The 17,911-nt window shown below is 42.3% G+C and carries 17 protein-coding genes and 1 other RNA gene; 11 read left to right on the top strand and 7 right to left on the bottom strand.

Annotated elements, in window-relative coordinates:
* The first annotated feature begins 223 nt into the window (after positions 1 to 223).
* The gene (gene sucA, locus MKX38_RS10290; protein WP_015483337.1) at positions 224 to 3,058 is read left to right on the top strand and encodes a 2-oxoglutarate dehydrogenase E1 component; all 2,835 of its coding nucleotides are present in this window, start codon (positions 224 to 226) and stop codon (positions 3,056 to 3,058) included.
* Between the two features lie 15 nt (positions 3,059 to 3,073).
* Positions 3,074 to 4,327 (top strand): 2-oxoglutarate dehydrogenase complex dihydrolipoyllysine-residue succinyltransferase, encoded by a 1,254-nt coding sequence (odhB, locus tag MKX38_RS10285; protein WP_033884553.1) that lies wholly within the window; start codon positions 3,074 to 3,076, stop codon positions 4,325 to 4,327.
* Positions 4,328 to 4,376: 49 nt separating this feature from the next.
* On the opposite strand, the gene MKX38_RS10280 is transcribed toward odhB, so the two are convergent.
* The gene (locus MKX38_RS10280; RefSeq protein WP_004399225.1) at positions 4,377 to 5,342 is read right to left on the bottom strand and encodes a bile acid:sodium symporter family protein; all 966 of its coding nucleotides are present in this window, start codon (positions 5,340 to 5,342) and stop codon (positions 4,377 to 4,379) included.
* A gap of 218 nt (positions 5,343 to 5,560) precedes the next feature.
* Between MKX38_RS10280 and MKX38_RS10275 the strand changes: the two genes are divergently transcribed.
* Positions 5,561 to 6,898, top strand: a complete 1,338-nt coding sequence (locus tag MKX38_RS10275; protein ID WP_339187081.1) for a sodium-dependent transporter — start codon at positions 5,561 to 5,563, stop codon at positions 6,896 to 6,898.
* Positions 6,899 to 6,931: 33 nt separating this feature from the next.
* Here the strand turns inward: MKX38_RS10275 and MKX38_RS10270 are convergent, their stop codons facing one another.
* The 3 genes from MKX38_RS10270 to dhaS all read right to left on the bottom strand — a co-directional run bounded on the left by MKX38_RS10270 (position 6,932) and on the right by dhaS (position 11,253).
* Positions 6,932 to 7,777 carry a superoxide dismutase gene (locus MKX38_RS10270; protein WP_339187079.1) on the bottom strand — a complete coding sequence of 282 codons (846 nt, stop codon included), beginning with the start codon at positions 7,775 to 7,777 and terminating at the stop codon, positions 6,932 to 6,934.
* Positions 7,767 to 9,665, bottom strand: coding sequence for a sporulenol synthase (gene sqhC, locus MKX38_RS10265; RefSeq protein WP_339187076.1), 1,899 nt, complete (start codon positions 9,663 to 9,665; stop codon positions 7,767 to 7,769). Before sqhC ends, MKX38_RS10270 begins: the two co-directional genes overlap by 11 nt.
* A gap of 100 nt (positions 9,666 to 9,765) precedes the next feature.
* On the bottom strand, positions 9,766 to 11,253 hold the full coding sequence (gene dhaS / locus MKX38_RS10260; protein WP_015714095.1) for an aldehyde dehydrogenase DhaS: 1,488 nt from the start codon (positions 11,251 to 11,253) through the stop codon (positions 9,766 to 9,768).
* Between the two features lie 229 nt (positions 11,254 to 11,482).
* Here dhaS and MKX38_RS10255 point away from each other — a divergent pair, with 229 nt between their 5' ends.
* Together MKX38_RS10255 and MKX38_RS10250 are read left to right on the top strand one after the other, a co-directional pair.
* Entirely contained in the window at positions 11,483 to 11,686 is a 204-nt protein-coding gene (locus MKX38_RS10255; protein ID WP_003231245.1) for a DUF6501 family protein, read from the top strand.
* Between the two features lie 353 nt (positions 11,687 to 12,039).
* The gene (locus MKX38_RS10250) at positions 12,040 to 12,384 is read left to right on the top strand and encodes a PH domain-containing protein (RefSeq protein ID WP_003220141.1); all 345 of its coding nucleotides are present in this window, start codon (positions 12,040 to 12,042) and stop codon (positions 12,382 to 12,384) included.
* Between the two features lie 83 nt (positions 12,385 to 12,467).
* Here the strand turns inward: MKX38_RS10250 and MKX38_RS10245 are convergent, their stop codons facing one another.
* Both MKX38_RS10245 and MKX38_RS10240 read right to left on the bottom strand, forming a co-directional pair.
* Entirely contained in the window at positions 12,468 to 12,701 is a 234-nt protein-coding gene (locus MKX38_RS10245; RefSeq protein ID WP_003231251.1) for a hypothetical protein, read from the bottom strand.
* A gap of 4 nt (positions 12,702 to 12,705) precedes the next feature.
* Positions 12,706 to 12,969, bottom strand: a complete 264-nt coding sequence (locus MKX38_RS10240) for a hypothetical protein (RefSeq protein ID WP_004399338.1) — start codon at positions 12,967 to 12,969, stop codon at positions 12,706 to 12,708.
* Positions 12,970 to 13,035: 66 nt separating this feature from the next.
* On the opposite strand from MKX38_RS10240, the gene yocM reads away from it, so the two are divergent.
* Positions 13,036 to 13,512 (top strand): salt stress-responsive protein YocM, encoded by a 477-nt coding sequence (gene yocM, locus MKX38_RS10235; protein WP_339187073.1) that lies wholly within the window; start codon positions 13,036 to 13,038, stop codon positions 13,510 to 13,512.
* On the opposite strand, the gene MKX38_RS10230 is transcribed toward yocM, so the two are convergent.
* On the bottom strand, positions 13,499 to 13,726 hold the full coding sequence (locus MKX38_RS10230) for a hypothetical protein (RefSeq protein ID WP_339187070.1): 228 nt from the start codon (positions 13,724 to 13,726) through the stop codon (positions 13,499 to 13,501). The genes yocM and MKX38_RS10230 overlap by 14 nt on opposite strands.
* A gap of 77 nt (positions 13,727 to 13,803) precedes the next feature.
* Between MKX38_RS10230 and MKX38_RS10225 the strand changes: the two genes are divergently transcribed.
* The 5 genes from MKX38_RS10225 to recQ all read left to right on the top strand — a co-directional run bounded on the left by MKX38_RS10225 (position 13,804) and on the right by recQ (position 17,818).
* Positions 13,804 to 14,136 carry a hypothetical protein gene (locus MKX38_RS10225; RefSeq protein ID WP_014480020.1) on the top strand — a complete coding sequence of 111 codons (333 nt, stop codon included), beginning with the start codon at positions 13,804 to 13,806 and terminating at the stop codon, positions 14,134 to 14,136.
* A 74-nt stretch (positions 14,137 to 14,210) separates the two neighbouring features.
* Positions 14,211 to 14,702 carry a TraR/DksA family transcriptional regulator gene (locus MKX38_RS10220; RefSeq protein ID WP_003231259.1) on the top strand — a complete coding sequence of 164 codons (492 nt, stop codon included), beginning with the start codon at positions 14,211 to 14,213 and terminating at the stop codon, positions 14,700 to 14,702.
* 150 nt (positions 14,703 to 14,852) lie between these two features.
* Positions 14,853 to 15,479, top strand: a complete 627-nt coding sequence (gene azoJ / locus MKX38_RS10215) for an FMN-dependent NADH-azoreductase AzoJ (RefSeq protein ID WP_003231260.1) — start codon at positions 14,853 to 14,855, stop codon at positions 15,477 to 15,479.
* Between the two features lie 235 nt (positions 15,480 to 15,714).
* Positions 15,715 to 15,901, top strand: a non-coding RNA gene (gene ssrS / locus MKX38_RS10210) — 6S RNA.
* Between the two features lie 141 nt (positions 15,902 to 16,042).
* Positions 16,043 to 17,818 carry a DNA helicase RecQ gene (gene recQ / locus MKX38_RS10205; protein ID WP_033884034.1) on the top strand — a complete coding sequence of 592 codons (1,776 nt, stop codon included), beginning with the start codon at positions 16,043 to 16,045 and terminating at the stop codon, positions 17,816 to 17,818.
* Positions 17,819 to 17,911: the final 93 nt, after the last annotated feature.

Genomic DNA, 17,911 nt, shown 5'->3' with positions numbered 1-17,911 from the left:
AATCCTATGCTTTTTGGCGTTTGTTTTTTCGAATGATTAAATTTTTTGTTTTTTATAAAGGTTTTTTACTATTTTGTGAACAATCAAGGTAGAATCAAATTGCAAACAGTGGTAAAATATCGTTGGAAGCGTTTTTATTACATAATTTTGGACACAGCGTTCGAAAGTTATTTCAAGATAGTGAATCAATCACTTGATTATTTAAGTTGGGGGTAATATTCAAATGTTTCAAAATAGTATGAAACAACGAATGAATTGGGAAGATTTTTACGGTCCGAACCTCGGCTATGCGCTGGAGCTTTACGATCAGTATACCCAGGATCCGAACAGCATTGACCCGGATTTGAAGGAAATGTTCGACGAGCTCGGTGCTCCGCCAAGCGATATAAAAGAGGCCTCGGGAACAAAAGAAAAGGGACGTGTTACAGCCGATCTGATTCAAAAGATCGCATCCGCAGTCAGACTTGCAGAAGATATTCGAACCTATGGCCATTTGAACGCTTCCGTCAATCCGCTCAGAAAGGATGAGAAAAAGAGCGAACTTTTTCCATTATCCGATTACGGGCTAACAGAAGAGGAAATAAAAGCAATACCTGCGTCTGTCATCTGCAAAGACGCTCCTAAAAACATTACGAACGGTTTAGAAGCCATTCAGTATTTACGAAATACGTATAAAAGAACCATCTCTTTTGAATTTGACCATGTGCATGACTTCAAAGAGCGCGAGTGGCTGACAAGAAAGATTGAATCTGGCGAGCTGTTCCAGAAGAACTCAGCTGAAAAGCTGTCAGCTGTGCTGGAAAGATTGACAGAAGTAGAGGGCTTTGAGCAGTTTTTACACCGCACATTCGTCGGGCAGAAGCGCTTTTCCATTGAGGGTCTGGACGCTCTTGTTCCAGTGCTTGATGACATTATTGCACAATCTGTCAAATCAGGTACGACAAGCGTCAACATCGGGATGGCGCACAGGGGACGCCTGAATGTCTTGGCACATGTGCTCGGCAAACCGTATGAAATCATCTTCTCTGAATTCCAGCATGCGCCGAATAAAGATCTTGTCCCGTCTGAGGGATCAATTGGAATCAGCTACGGATGGACAGGGGATGTCAAATACCATTTGGGGGCGAATCGGGAGCTTCAAGACGCTGAAACAAAATCAGCGCGCATTACGTTAGCGAACAACCCGAGCCACTTGGAATTTATCAATCCGATTGTTGAAGGCAGCACAAGAGCAGCACAGGAAACGCGAACACAAAGCGGATACCCGGTACAAGATGAAACAAAATCGCTGGCCATTTTAATCCATGGAGACGCTGCATTCCCTGGGGAAGGAATTGTAGCTGAAACATTGAATTTAAGCTCTTTAAAAGGGTATCAAGTAGGCGGTGCGATTCATATTATCGCCAATAACATGATCGGATTCACAACAGAAAGCGCTGAATCCAGATCGACAAAATATGCCAGTGACCTGGCCAAGGGTTATGAAATTCCGATTGTTCACGTGAATGCGGACGATCCTGAAGCTTGTCTCTCAGCTGTTAAGTTTGCGGTCGAATACCGAAAAACATTCAATAAGGATTTTCTGATTGATTTGATCGGGTATAGACGCTATGGACACAACGAAATGGATGAACCGTCAACCACTCAGCCAATGCTGTATGATGCTGTCAGAAAGCATCCGACCGTCAAACAAATTTTCGCTGAAAAGCTGGTAAAAGAAGGCGTGCTTACCGAGGAAGTCGTTCAAAACATCGAAAAATCGGTAACGAAGCGCATTGAGGATGCATATCAGAAAGTTCCGTCTAAAAAGGAACACACTGCTTGTGAAATTGAACTTCCAGAGCCTGTATCAAACGGTTTCCCAGATGTGGACACTTCGATTGATTTTGATGTGCTCCGCAAGTTGAATGGCGAATTGATCAACTGGCCGGAGTCATTTAATGTTTTCGGCAAGCTAAAGCGCATTTTAGAAAGACGCGCCAAGGCGTTCGATGATGACAGAAAAGTGGAATGGTCTTTGGCAGAATCACTCGCGTTTGCTTCAATTTTGAAAGACGGAACACCGATTCGTTTAACCGGACAGGATTCCGAGCGCGGAACGTTCGCCCAAAGAAACCTTGTGCTTCATGACAGTGAGACGGGCAAAGAATTTGTGCCGCTTCATCACTTATCTGACTGCAGCACATCATTTGCTGTTCATAACAGCCCGCTGTCTGAAGGATCGGTTCTCGGTTTTGAATACGGCTATAACGTGCATTCACCGGAAACGCTTGTTTTGTGGGAAGCACAGTACGGAGATTTTGCCAACGCTGCTCAAGTGTATTTTGACCAATTTATTTCTGCCGGACGCGCGAAATGGGGCCAAAAATCCGGATTAGTCATGCTGCTCCCGCACGGTTACGAGGGACAGGGGCCTGAGCACTCAAGCGGAAGAATCGAGCGATTCCTGCAGCTTGCAGCGGAAAACAACTGGACGGTTGCCAACCTGACAAGCGCGGCACAGTATTTCCATATTTTAAGAAGACAGGCTAAAATGCTGCTTCGTGAAGAAATCAGACCGCTCGTCATTATGACGCCGAAGAGCCTTCTTCGCAACCCAAATACGGTGTCGGAAGTGCAGGAGCTCAGCGAAAGCCGCTTCCAGCCTGTTTATGAACAGTCGGGACTTTCTCATGACTATGAAAAAGTAACCAGACTTGTATTATCCAGCGGTAAAGTGTCTATAGACATCAGTGATCATTTTAATAAGTTAGAAGACGGTAAAGAGTGGCTTCACATTGCGAGAATTGAACAGCTGTATCCATTCCCGGCAAAAGGAGTCAAAGAGTTATTTGCAAAACTTCCGAACCTGAAAGAAATCGTTTGGGTGCAGGAAGAGCCGCAGAACATGGGGGCTTGGGGTTATATCAGCCCGTATTTGACAGAGATTGCACCAGAGGGAGTAAGCGTTCAATATATTGGACGCAGAAGACGATCCAGCCCTGCAGAGGGAGATCCGACAGTTCATAAAAAAGAACAGGAACGTATTGTATCTGATAGCTTGACTCGCAAAAACTAAGGGGGAAATGAAAAAATGGCGGAAATTAAGGTACCTGAATTAGCAGAATCAATCTCAGAAGGAACAATAGCCCAATGGTTAAAGCAGCCTGGTGACTATGTAGAACAGGGTGAATATCTGCTTGAACTAGAAACGGATAAAGTGAATGTTGAATTGACAGCAGAAGAATCGGGTGTACTTCAAGAGGTATTGAAAGATTCGGGTGATACCGTCCAGGTCGGAGAAATTATCGGTACGATTTCAGAAGGCGCGGGTGAAAGTTCTGCCCCTGCTCCTACAGAGAAAGCAGAAAGCAAGGAAAGCGTAAAAGAAGAGAAACAGGCTGAACCAGCTGCACAAGAGGTGAGCGAGGAAGCACAATCTGAAGCAAAATCAAGAACGATCGCTTCTCCGTCGGCCCGTAAGCTGGCGAGAGAAAAAGGAATTGACCTGTCTCAAGTTCCAACTGGAGATCCGCTTGGAAGAGTGCGCAAGCAGGATGTCGAAGCGTACGAAAAACCGGCATCAAAACCGGCTCCTCAGCAAAAGCAGCAGCCTCAGGCTCCAAAAGCACAGCAAAGCTTTGATAAACCTGTCGAAGTGCAAAAAATGTCACGCCGCAGACAAACGATTGCAAAACGCCTTGTAGAGGTGCAGCAAACATCGGCGATGCTGACTACATTTAATGAAGTGGACATGACGGCTGTTATGAATCTCAGAAAACGCCGCAAAGATCAATTCTTTGAGCAAAACGAAGTGAAGCTCGGCTTTATGTCTTTCTTCACGAAAGCGGTCGTGGCTGCATTGAAAAAATATCCGCTGTTGAATGCGGAAATTCAGGGCGATGAGTTGATCGTTAAGAAATTCTATGATATCGGAATCGCTGTTGCTGCTGATGAAGGTCTTGTCGTTCCGGTTGTGCGGGATGCGGATCGCCTGACATTTGCAGGAATCGAAAAAGAGATCGGCGAGCTTGCGAAAAAAGCAAGAAACAATAAATTAACCCTTAGCGAGCTTCAGGGAGGCTCCTTCACGATTACAAACGGAGGGACTTTCGGTTCATTGATGTCAACTCCAATTTTAAACAGCCCGCAAGTCGGTATACTGGGCATGCATAAGATTCAGCTGCGCCCAGTAGCAATTGATGAAGAGCGTTTCGAAAACCGTCCGATGATGTATCTCGCTTTATCTTATGATCACCGGATTGTAGACGGTAAAGAAGCGGTTGGTTTCCTCGTGACAATCAAAAATTTACTGGAAGATCCTGAACAGCTTTTATTAGAAGGATAATAAAAAAGGGTACATCACTTTATCGTGATGTACCTTTTTTGATGCATATTTAAAGTGATAGATTGCTGCTTTTGGATCCAGCTTGTTTCTTTTTCACTTTTTTTGACCAATATGTTGCAAGCATAGAACCTGAAAGGTTATGCCACACACTGAATATTGCGCTTGGTACGGCAGATAGCGGTGAGAAATGAGCCGTGGCAAGTGCAGCCCCAAGTCCGGAGTTTTGCATGCCGACTTCGATTGCAATCGCTTTTTGAGACGGGTAATCCATTTTTAAAAGCTTTGCACAAAGAAACCCAAGTAAATAACCGATACCGTTATGCAGGATAACAACTGAAAAAATGAGCAACCCCGATTGAAGAAGATTTTCCCGATTGCCGCTGACGACAGCTGAGACAATCGCAACGATGCCAATGACAGAAACAAGCGGAAGGGCATGTACTGCTTTTGCCACTTGTTTTCTGAAAAACATTTTGACAATCAGACCTGCAATGATCGGAAATAAAACCGCCTGTAAGATTGAAATAAACAAAGACCCCGGCGAGACAGGAAGCCATTCTTTGGCAAACAGCATAATCAACAACGGTGTTACAACAGGTGCCAATAAGGTAGAAATTGTCGTAACCGCAACAGAAAGGGCAGTATTTCCTTTTGCTAAGAATGTCATAACATTAGATGCAGTTCCCCCGGGACAGCAGCCGACAAGAATAACACCAACTGCGATTTCAGCTGGAAGATGAAGCCCAAATGCGAGGCCGAAAGCAACGAGCGGCATGATCGTATACTGAGCTATTACTCCAATAATAACTTGCCAAGGCTTTCTGACCAGCTCTTTGAAATCATCGGCTTGCAGTGTAAGACCCATCCCAAACATGATAATGCCAAGAAAAATCGTAATATAAGAACTGATCCACGTAAATAAAGATGGGAAAGAAAATCCCAGCACTGCAAAAACAATGACCCATATGCCAAAGGTTTGTCCTGCAAAATGACTTATTTTTCTAATGATGTCCATAAAAACACTCCTAACACACTTATCAAGAACTTCAGCAGAAATTCTTACAAATTTCATAACATTCTCTTATTATAAATAATTTTCTGAATAATTCAATATTAGTTTTTGGCAGATGTCTATAGATATATGATGTAAACTAATTAAAATGTTCTTGACTATATAGGAAGATATTCTTACAATGAACCTTTATAATGGTTAGATCAAATAGGAGTGATACGGTGAAGGAAGCAAATCAATGGTCTTCGAAGCTCGGCTTTATTTTAGCCGCGGCAGGATCAGCTATCGGGCTTGGTGCGATATGGAAATTCCCATATGTTGCCGGAACCAGCGGAGGAGGCGCATTTTTACTTATTTTTATTTTATTTACGGTTTTAATCGGACTGCCTTTATTGTTAGGTGAATTTATCATAGGCAGAAGAACACAGAAAGATGCCGTTCAGTCCTATAAAACACTTGCTCCAGGAACGAAGTGGCATTGGATCGGTTATTTAGGCATGGTGACGTGCTTTATTCTTCTATCTTTCTACAGTGTCGTAGGCGGATGGATTTTAATTTATATTATAAAAGGCTTCACTGGCGGTTTATCGCAAACATCTGGTTTTGATACGATATTTGCGAGTACCATTTCAAATCCTTATTTGGCTGTAGGAGGCCAGCTGCTCTTTATGGTGGTAACAATTTTAGTTGTTGCAAAAGGGGTAAGCAGCGGAATTGAAAAAGCAAGCCAAGTATTAATGCCGGCGCTTTTTCTATTATTCATCATTTTAATGGTGCGTTCGGTTACACTTGATAGTGCGATGGAAGGAATCAAATTTTTCCTGATGCCTGATTTAACTGCAATTGATGCCAATACCATTTTATATGCAATGGGACAATCCTTTTTCTTATTAAGTGTCGGTGTATCTGTCATGGTAACGTATAGCGCTTATTTAGAGAAACAGGAAAATCTGGTACAGTCCGCTGTATCTGTAACTGTTATGAACATGCTTGTTGCTGTAATGGCTGGAATTGCGATTTTTCCAGCTGTCTTTTCATTCGGCCTCAAACCAGACCAAGGCCCGGTTCTGTTATTTAACGTGCTGCCGACTGTGTTTAATCAAATGCCGTTCGGAATTATCTTTTTATTAGCATTTTTACTTCTATTTTTATTTGCTGCATTGACATCTGCTTTTTCAATGCTGGAAATTTTGGTCGCAGTACTTTCGAAAGGCGATGTCAATAAGAGAAAACGATTCGCTTGGTTAGGCGGAATTGCTATTTTTATTGTCGGTGTGCCGTCTGCATTATCATACGGTGTCTTAAGTGACGTCTCTATATTTCATCTGTCTATTTTTGATGCCGCCGACTATCTTGTGAGCAATATTTTAATGCCGTTAGGTGCGTTACTGATTTCGATTTTTGTCCCGCTAAAAATACCGAAACAGGATTTGTTTGACGAGCTGAAAAGCGGTTCTAATCTCAAACGAAAGTGGTTTGCTGTTTGGCTGCTGCTCATTCGATATTTATCTCCTGTTGCCATTATCATCGTGTTTTTGCATGTGGTAGGGATTTTTTAAAACACGAAGCCCCCGGAGAAAGGGGGGCTTTTTTTAATAGAGCTTCCAAACGACTTCTTTTGCCTGCTCAAAACGTTTTTCAGCCTCGCGCCAATCCACGACATTCCACCAGTGATCGACATAGCTGGCCCGGTCATTTTTGTATTGCAAATAGTAGGCATGCTCCCATACGTCAAGCGGTAAAAGGGGGATCACATCCCATTGGCTAAAGAGCTGGTGTTTTTCTGCCGTTAAAATCTCCAGCCGTCCTGATCGAGGTGCCCAGACCAGAATGGCCCAGCCGACGCCTTCCACTTTTTTAGCGGCCTGGGTAAAATGTTCTTTAAAAGCGGAATAGCTTCCAAATGAAAGGTCTATCATTTGGAACAATGCCCCTGTAGGACGCCGTTTTCCGTTTGGATGCATAGAAAACCAAAAAATACTATGCAAATAATGGCCTGCTCCATGGAACGCAAGCTCTCTTTCCCAATGAGTGATTAAGTCATAATTCTTTGTCGCTATCGCTTTTTTAAGCTCTGATTCTGCTTTGTTCAGGCCATCGACATAGCTTTGATGATGTTTTGTATGATGAAGGACCATAATATCGCGTGAAATATAAGGTTCTAAGGCGGAGTATTTGTAAGGAAGCTTTGGCAGCACGTGTTTCCCTATAGGGACATAAGCGCGTCTTTCACTTGTATCATCTGATTCTGTAATATCCCGATAAAGGGCAGCGGCCTGTTTATACCAATCTTCTTCTGTTGTTTGATCATCTTCCAGAGCCTCAATCATCTTGTCGATTTGATCTTCAAACTGGTCAAGCTGTCCTCGCTTTTGAATCTGATCTTTCAGGGCTTCGCACCAATTGAACATCTCCGTTTGATAAGATTCACGTTTCATTTGCTGTCTCCTTTTCAATAGAATCTAAATACTTTCCGACAGCCAGCAAAGAGAATACAAATGGATAACTGTGATAGCGAATATAAAATTGTTTTGGCAATCCGATCCCTGCTGGATACGCGAGGCTATCGGCGCTATGCGAATTGCTGTCGGTAAGGTATTGCATGCCTTTCACAACAGACGGGTGTTCGGAATTTTCATATGTGAGCAAAGCGTCTAAAGCCCAGGCCGTTTGTACAATGGTTCCTCTATGAAGCGGTACATATGTTTTGATTTCGGCGCTTTTGCAGGATTCTCCCCAGCTTCCGTCATCATTTTGTATGGATTTGAGCCAACGCAGAGCCTTTTGTATACCGGGATGCTTTCGGTCAACCCCGCATGCATGCATACCAGTAAGAGCAGCCCAAGTGCCGTAAATGTAGCAAACACCCCATCTGCCGTACCATGACCCATTTTGCTCCTGATGTTCGAAAAGCCACTTCACAGCGCGTTGAATATGTTGATGTTTTTTTGTGAAGCCAACTTTCTCGCCTAAAAAGTGCAGTACACGTCCGGTGAGGTCGGCGGTTGAAGGGTCAACTGCAGCGTCCTCGGCGGATTCAAGCGGCAGAAGGCGGATCAGTGGGTGGTTCACGTTTTTTTCGAAAGCAGAAAATCCGCCGTCATTGTTTTGCATCGATAAAAGCCAAGATACCCCCCGCTCCCATGCTGCAGGAGAATGATTGCGGGGAATCGCCTTTAAAACGGCTGCAGTGTCGTCACAGTCAGGGTTATTTGTATTAATGTTTGAAAACCCCCAGCCGCCAGGAACTGAATTTGGATTTTTGACAGACCAATCTGCTGTTTTGGTATGCTGGCGTTCTAGCAAAAAGTCGGCTGCTTTTGTAACAGAGCCATCCGTTTCGGTCACACCATTTTTTTGAAGGGCATAGCTTATTAAAGCTGTATCCCAAACAGTTGAAGTAGAGTTTTCCAGATAAGGAATCCCGTTGCATTTAGTCACCAGTGATTTAATGCCGGTAATCGCCCTCCTGATAATAGGAGAATAGCGTGACACACCAAGTGACAGAAGGCTGTAAACCATATATATGGTTGCGCTCGCATAGCTGTATAATGTTCCATCTTTTTCAATCCGGTCCAGCATATACGTTTTAGCTGTCTGTAGGCCCAGCTGCTGAAAAGCAAATGGTGCATGAAAAACGCGTTTCCAATGTGACAAAATAGACGTGAGATCTCTTTCTTCGAAAGCATCAGACCGAAGCCAAGTGAAAGGATTTTTTGTCATGTGCGGATCGAGATGGTGAAGAGATGAAATATTGCGGTTAATAAGGACAAATCGCTGATTGAGTGTTACAGCCATAGGAGCAAAATGAATACGGGCATATGAGCTGAACTGATAGAAATGAATCGGCAATGTTGGGGGGAGCGCCATGAGTGATAATGGTAAATACAAAGCAGGCCAAGGATAAAGCCCGTTCGCGGCAAGCATCCATTTTGTCATAAAATGAACATGTCTCAAACCGCCATGTGAGATGATAAATTGTTCAGCTTTCTTCATGTGCGGCTCAGTTCTGTGAAAACATCCTGAAGCCAGCATCCCGACATATCCTTGGACCGTAGCCGTTAGATTTCCGCGCGTTTCATCGGGATAGTTGATAAATGTGCCGTCTGGCTGCTGTTTTGCATGAATGCCGGCTGCAAGGGATGATATCAGTTCTTTTTCATTTTCGCCTTCATCTAGTGAGGTAAGGAGCAAAATAAAAAAGGAATTTGTCATGATTGGTCCTTCAAAGCAAAATGTCCATGAACCATCAGCATTTTGCCTGTCTCTTAACTCGGTAATGGTTTTCTTTTGAAAACGCCTCACTTTCTCCTGAAGTGTGCCCATCACGCTCAACTCCTTCAAAAGCATATATATTCAGCGTCTTTTACTGCCATTACAGAAAGAAAAAAACTGCTGGCAGGCAGCAGTTTTTTAAACATTCATGTTAGTCTTCAAGGTTTATCCATACACTTTTGACTTCTGTGTAATTATCCAAGGCATATGATCCCATTTCTCGTCCGAGTCCTGACTGTTTATAACCGCCAAATGGAGACGCCGCGTCAAACACATTATAGCAGTTGACCCAAACGGTTCCGGCTTGAAGTCGGTCCGCGATATAGTGAGCCTGCTTGACGTTCTCTGTCCATAATCCGGCTGCAAGCCCATATTCTGAATGGTTTGCCCGTTCAATAACTTCATCGACTGTTTCGTACGGAATTGCAGTCAGCACGGGTCCGAAAATTTCTTCTTTTGCGATGGTCATTTCGTCTTCAACATTCGCAAACACAGTCGGTGCGACAAAATATCCTGCTTCAAAAGGACAGCTTCCGCCGGTCACTGCTTTTGCTCCTTCATCTTTTCCTTTTTGAATATAGGAAAGAACGCGCTCATGCTGTTCCTTGCTTACGAGAGGCCCGATTTGAGTATCTTTATGAAGTCCCGCTCCTTGGCGGAGTGACTCAGCATAGGACGCCATTTCATCAACAACTTCATCATATTGGTCTTTATGAATGAAGACACGCGAGCCCGCACAGCAGACTTGGCCCTGGTTAAACATCACACCGTTTAAAGCGCCAGGGATGGCTTTTTTCAAATTAGCATCCGGCAGAAGAATATTAGGCGATTTTCCGCCCAGCTCCAATGTAACACGCTTAATGCTTTTCGCTGCGGTGGACATGATTTTCTTTCCGATTTCAGTGGAACCGGTAAAGGCAATTTTATCAACCGCTTCGTGGTTCGTCAGCGCTTCTCCCGCATCTTCACCGAATCCTGGGATGATGTTGATTACACCGGCAGGGAAACCGGCTTGGTCAATTAATTCTGCCAAATAAAGAGCTGAAAGCGGTGTTTGTTCAGCCGGTTTGAGGACGATTGTACAGCCTGTTGCAAGTGCCGCGCCCATTTTCCACATCGCCATCAGGAGCGGGAAATTCCATGGAATGATCTGGCCGACGACACCGACAGGCTCATGACGCGTATAATTAAAGTAAGCGCCGGAAACCGGAATCGTCTGTCCTGTTATTTTTGTACACCAGCCGGCGTAATAGCGCATATGCTCAATAGCCAGCGGAATATCTCCATTAGTCGTTTCATTGATCGGTTTCCCATTATCAAGTGTTTCAAGCTGAGCAAGCTCAGTTTTATGCTCTTCCATTAAGTCCGCCAGCTTATACATCAGTCTGCTTCTCGAAGCTGGAGACATTGTTCTCCATTCACCTTGGTCAAAGGCTTTCCGGGCAGCTTTAACCGCTTTGTCCACATCCGCAGCCTGGGCTTCATACAGCGTCATCAAGGTTTCGCCGGTCGCCGGGTTTGGAGTGTCAAAGGTTGCCCCTGAGGCACTCGGAACAAACTTTCCGTCAATATAAAGCTTCTTTGTTCCCTGCAAAAATGTCTCCAGCCTTTTCGTCACTTGCATCGTTAAAGAACTCATCCGTAACAAACCTCCAGTCATTTTTTATGGTCTGTTCTGAGATTCTTGGTGATAGCACATTGATTCTTGGGTTGAATAGCAGAAATAAGCTGTGATAGTTGCTTCAAACGTAAGCGTATACAAACATTCTATAATAGAAATCAAGGCAAAATCAATGAATAACCGATATTGCAATTTACAAAAGAAAAAAGCTACAATAAGCTTATAGATAAGAAAAGGAGATTTCATCATGATTCATAAAAATTGGCTTGAAAAAGAAACAATTAAAAAAGTAAAGTGTGTGCAGACAAACGCAAAAAAATATATCGTAAACCGCGTTTTAACGCCGGGAAAAGAATATGAAGTAAAAAATGAAACAGAGGAGTTTCTCTTTGTGGTCGACAATACGAATAAAGTCGGCGGCTATTATAAAGAATACTTCGAAGAGATGTAATGTTTCCTTGAAGCATCAGACAGATTTTGTTAAAACATCGATACATAATCCGCAGCTCAGCTGCGGTTTTTTTGTGGTTAAAACAGGAAATATAAAACAAAATTAAAAAAATCATTAAAAACCACTTTTTTATAAAAACATTGCTGAATATTGAAACTTTTTTCTCTATATGTGCGTATTACTTGATGACAACAGCTTAAAAGCCAAAAAACAAATCAAAAATTTGAAAAATGTAATCTGTTCGTAATGGTTTAAATGTCTTCTATGTCGTATTCTTATATAGGGATAAAGGACTTATTTTTATGTAGTGAATGATAAAACAAATAGATAAATGCAGAAAGAGGGGTTCTTCATTGGGTATTTTTTCTGTTAGCAGATCAACGGACGCAAAGAAGCTTGAGGCTTTGCTCGTTGAAGGGGAAAGAATAGAATCGATTTATAAGCTCCGAGTGGACCAAATTTGCTTTACAAATAAGCGGATCATTTTCTTTGACAATAAAATGTTTTCTAAAAAGAAGGTTCGTGTATTTCTTCCATATAAAACAATTGAAAGCTTTGCCATCCAAGAAGCGGGAATGTTTGATCCGGACACTGGGCTTTTATTGATGACAAGAAGCAAAACGTTCGAATTAGAATTTGCGAAAGACACCGATTTAAGCGAGGTTCAGGCGGTGCTGACAAAGCATTTGTGCAGCTGAATATTTGATGAGCCAGCCGTTCAAAAAATGGTTAGGCTTTTTTTATATAAAAACAAGAACAGGGCATGTGCGCCCTGTTCTTATTACACCACACTGTTTTTCGCTGAGTTCGAATCAACAAGATCTGCATCTAATACATTTGAAATCGGTACGACAAGAGGAGTAAAGTCGCCATTTTCTTCTCCAAACCCTTGATTAATTTTAGCTGATAAAAAGTAATCGACCTGCTGATACGGACCGAGTGTTAAAGAGGAACCACGGTCCATCGTATTGATTTTAAATCCGCCGACATTCACGACGGAGGGAGAAAAGAACATCTCATCACTTCCTTTTGATTGAGGAGTTAACCGCTTCACTTTCAAAAGAGGCCGGAGAATCAATTTGGTCTCTGTCATCCACATGGCTTCTCGTGCCCATAAATCCGCTCGCATCTCCAAAATTCTGTCCGTAGCCTTGATTTTTTTTATCTGAATTTTGCCATTCTGCCAATAAATTTTGTCCTACGTTAACCGCTGAAGCATTTTCAAAGGAATTAATTTTCAGCATGAAAATATTAATATTGATATACGGAGTTGGTTGAACCACAGGCAAACCTCCTTTCTATAGTTGTATGCTGGCGGTTATAAAGTATGTTAAGACAGGGGGCTTCAAATGGATTTCGAAAAGATGAAGCAGTGGATGGAATTCGCACAGCAGATGTACGGCGGTGACTTTTGGAAACAGGTATTTGATGAAGACCAAAAAACCCCTTTTATGACAAATGGCCAATCTCCGTTTCCGTTTGCGCAGCAAGATCAGCGAGGGAAAGGAGATGCTTCATTTCCGAGCATGGATATTGTAGATACCGTTGCGGAAGTGCAGTTTTTAATTTATCTTCCAGGCTACCGTAAACAAGACGTTCACATATTATCGTACGGAGATTATTTAGTGGTGAAGGGGCAGCGCTTTTCCTATTTTAATGAACAGGACTTTCGCCAAAAAGAAGGGAAATACGGAAGTTTTGAAAAGAAAATTCCGCTTTCCGATCATCTTCATGGAAAGATGAATGCCATTTTTAAAGACGGAATCCTATACATCACCATTCAAAAAGACGAAGGTCAAGCGGAAACCATTGTTATTGATGATTGATTTTCATACTGAGTGCATCTGGCCCATCACGGTCATCAATTGATTCAATCGGAATGACCATGACAATAGCATCTGCATTTTGTTCCCCAAAACCGTTATTTCTTTTGATAGCAGAGCACCTGTTCCTTAACTCCGCAGAACCAAAGGTAAGGGATGAGCCGGTGCCTATCGAGTTAGTCTTGAGATGAGAAATATTGATGTTAGTCGGTAGCATGAAAACCTCTCCTTCCTATGGGATATACCTCATTATATATGTAGACGAAAGAGGAGTATGCAAAGGGTCGTGATGTCATGAAAAAAATGTTCCGGTCGCTGATCAGGCATTGCTTGAAACCAGAACTTGACAAACTGCGTGAATGTGAAGAAAGACTCTCAGTGATTGAGAAACAAAAACAAAGCAGCAAACAGGAGTCTGAAGAAACCTATATACATATTGAAACGCTGAATGTCGAAAAAATTGACTATCATCTTGAATTCGGCGAGCTGACCATTGATGAACTGAGCGGCAGATTAAATATAGGCGCAACCTATTATATACCGCCAGAAGAGAAGGACAAAAAGTGCCAACGAAAACCCGAAGCACCATCGACGCCAGCGGTCACGATCCGTTCAAAAAGGCAGTAGCTCATCTTTCTATCGATGTTCCCATGTTTGACAGAAGGCAAAACGGGAAACAGGATAGAAAGGAGAGGATATACATGGCACTGACAAAAGAACAAACACAGCATCTCTATCATAAATTGCTCGATATGCAAAAAGAATTGTCTGGCGAGAAAAAGGAAACAGAATCAATGACGGAAGAAGTGGGGGAGCTTTCCAATGGGGTTGACAACCATATGGCAGACCACGGGACGCTCGTCACAGACCGGATGACAGACCAAACAGTGAAAGAGATTGACCGGGAGCTGTTAGAGGAGGTCAACCGTGCATTACAAAAGATGAAAGATGGAACTTACGGCGTGTGTGAAAAAACCGGCCAAGAGATTCCTTACGAAAGACTTGAAGCTGTTCCTTATGCAAGAATGACAGTTGAGGCCCAAGCTGATGTGGAGGATGATCTGGAGACAGATGCTCCTTCTTATGAAAGAGAGTTTCATGAACAGGTAAAAGACTTATCCAACAAAGAAACAATTGATCAAAAAAGCTCGCAGACGTATGAAATCTTGGATCGTGAACAAGATTCGAAGTGAAAATGCCAAGCAAGTACACCGATATTAGATGTACTTGCTTTTTTTTGAAAAAAAATCTCATATTCAAAATAAAGTGATTGACTTTGCATAAAAAAGAAAGTAACATACTATTTGTAAGTAAATATAAAAAGTTTACCGGGAGGAATACAAATGTCTACAGTTTTATTTGTAAAATCAAGCGACCGTACAGCTGAAGAAGGCGTTTCAACTAAACTTTACGAAGCTTTCTTAGCTGCTTATAAAGAAAACAACCCTAATGATGAAGTGGTTGAATTAGATCTTCATAAGGAAAACCTTCCTTACCTTGGCAGAGATATGATTAACGGAACATTTAAAGCAGGTCAAGGAATGGAAATGACAGAAGATGAGAAAAAACAAGCAGCAATTGCTGACAAATATCTGAACCAGTTTGTAAAAGCTGACAAAGTTGTTTTCGCATTCCCGCTTTGGAACTTCACAGTGCCAGCAGTGCTTCATACTTATGTTGATTATCTGTCTCGCGCAGGCGTTACATTCAAATACACACAAGAAGGACCAGTCGGTTTAATGGGCGGCAAAAAAGTTGCGCTTCTTAACGCTCGCGGCGGTGTCTACTCAGAAGGACCAATGGCTGCACTTGAAATGTCATTAAACTTCATGAAAACAGTTCTTGGTTTCTGGGGTGTTCAAGACTTGCACACAGTTGTCATCGAAGGACATAACGCAGCACCTGATCAAGCGCAAGAAATCGTTGAAAAAGGTTTACAAGAAGCAAAAGATCTTGCTGCAAAATTCTAATAAAGCCAAGACTCCTATCGTTACAAATAGGAGTCTTTTTGTATATACACATTAATATAGAAGAAAATAATCATTCGCTTTTAGCAATAAAGGCTATTTTTTTATTGTAATATATTTTTTGTTTGTCGAATTGTCAGGTATTTTGGAGAAAAAACAGTTTTATTCACTGGAAAAAGTTTTTCTAAACAATTGTTCTGACCTCTTGATTAAAAGCGCCTGATGGTGTACTATATTAAAGAAGCTACTTTGTGCGTATTGTTAATTAAGTTTTAACCTTTAAGCTGTAATAGGGAGTTTTATATCGAAGCCGGAATGTCATGCCTCCATTGCAGAGGACGACAGGAACGTTTCTGCAAACACCCACTTTGAGGAGTGGTGGTTTAAAACTTTCTTACTTGCATACGGCAAGACGTAGCGAAAGCCATTTCCTTTTCGGAAATGGCTTTTTATTTTATCTAAAAAGGTTTGGTATAGTGAATATTCCATTTTTGTGTGAAAGAAATGAAGGCCGCTTTTTTATGATATGATGGGAGAAATTCAAGGAAAAGCGAGGTTTACACGTTATGTTACATAGAGCCCAATCCCTTCTGGCTCATTATTTTGGTTATGAGAAGTTTCGGAGCGGCCAAGATGAAGCGATCCGCTTGGTGACGGAAGCGAGGCAAAATACGGCCTGCATTATGCCGACGGGAGGCGGCAAATCGATTTGCTATCAAATTCCGGCATTAATGTTTGAAGGGACGACGATCGTCATATCACCGTTGATTTCCTTGATGAAGGATCAAGTTGATGCGTTAGAAGAAGCGGGGATTAACGCCGCCTACATTAACAGCACACAATCCAATCAGGAAATATATGAGAGGCTGAACGGACTCAAAGAAGGGGCTTATAAGCTTTTTTACATTACACCAGAGCGACTAACGTCCACAGAGTTTATCCGGATTTTGCAGGGCATAGATGTTCCTTTGGTCGCAATAGACGAGGCGCACTGTATTTCTCAATGGGGCCATGATTTCAGGCCAAGCTACAGGAATATTGAAATCTTGTTCCGTGAATTACACGGCAAGCCTGTCATCATGGCGTTAACAGCAACAGCCACACCCGAGGTTCATGATGATATTTGCAAACAGCTGCATATTCAAAAAGAAAACACGGTATATACCGGATTTTCCCGAGAGAATTTAACCTTTAAAGTAGTAAAAGGAGAAAATAAAGATCGGTTTATAGACGAATATGTGCAAAACAACAGGCATGAAGCAGGAATTGTCTATACCGCGACCAGAAAAGAAGCTGATCGGATATATGAGAGATTGAAACGAAATCAAGTCAGGGCAGGTCGGTATCACGGAGGTTTGGCTGATTATGTGAGAAAAGAGCAGCAGGAAAGGTTTCTTAATGATGAGCTTCAAGTGATGGTGGCAACCTCTGCTTTTGGAATGGGTATTGATAAATCAAATATCAGATTTGTTCTGCATGCACAAATTCCGAAAGATATGGAAAGCTATTATCAAGAGGCAGGACGAGCTGGACGGGACGGTCTTGCCAGTGAATGTGTTCTCCTGTTTTCACCGCAGGATATTATGGTACAGCGCTTCTTAATTGAGCAATCAGAACATGAAGAGAAACAAAAGCAGGATTTAAAAAAGCTGAGACAAATGGTCGACTACTGCCATACGGAAGATTGTCTGCAGCGTTTTATCCTTATGTATTTCGGAGAAAAGGAGCCTGATGCGTGCGGACAGTGCGGAAACTGTACCGATACAAGAGCGGCCCATGACGTGACGCGGGAGGCGCAAATGGTCTTATCTTGTATCATTCGCATGAAAGAACGGTTTGGCAAGACGATGGTTGCACAGGTGCTTGCCGGCTCCAAAAATAAAAAAGTTCTTGAAAACGGCTTTTCCGACCTTTCAACATACGGGATATTAAAACACCAATCCGTTGGCGAAATCAGTGATTTTATCGAATTTCTTATTTCTGACGACTTCATCAGGATGTCCGACGGAACGTTTCCGACTCTTTTTGTCAGCAGTAAAGGAAGGAATGTGCTGAAAGGAGAATTATCAGTAGCGAGAAAAGAAGCGTTAAAAGCGGCAGCGATTACTGAAAATGACGAGCTATTTGAACGATTGCGCATGGTTCGGAAAGAAATTGCGGCTGAGCAGGGTGTTCCGCCATTTGTTGTTTTCTCTGACCAAACGTTAAAAGAAATGTCAGGAAAACAGCCCGTAAATGATGATGAACTTTTGTCTATAAAAGGAGTCGGAGAACAAAAAAGAGCAAAATACGGCCGGCTTTTTTTACAAGAAATACAAGCTTATGCAAGGATGACAGACTAAAAAAACAGAAAAACAATCTTTTTTTCTATAAAAAACACATTTTATTTTCTCTGTTTCGCCTCAAAATAAAAAGACCTGCGAAGCCTATTATAT

Source organism: Bacillus sp. FSL M8-0025 (genome assembly GCF_037975475.1).
In the GTDB taxonomy this organism is placed as follows: domain Bacteria; phylum Bacillota; class Bacilli; order Bacillales; family Bacillaceae; genus Bacillus; species Bacillus subtilis.
The sequence above is the reverse complement of the archived record's forward strand: the minus strand, read 5'-3'. Positions and strand labels throughout refer to the sequence as shown.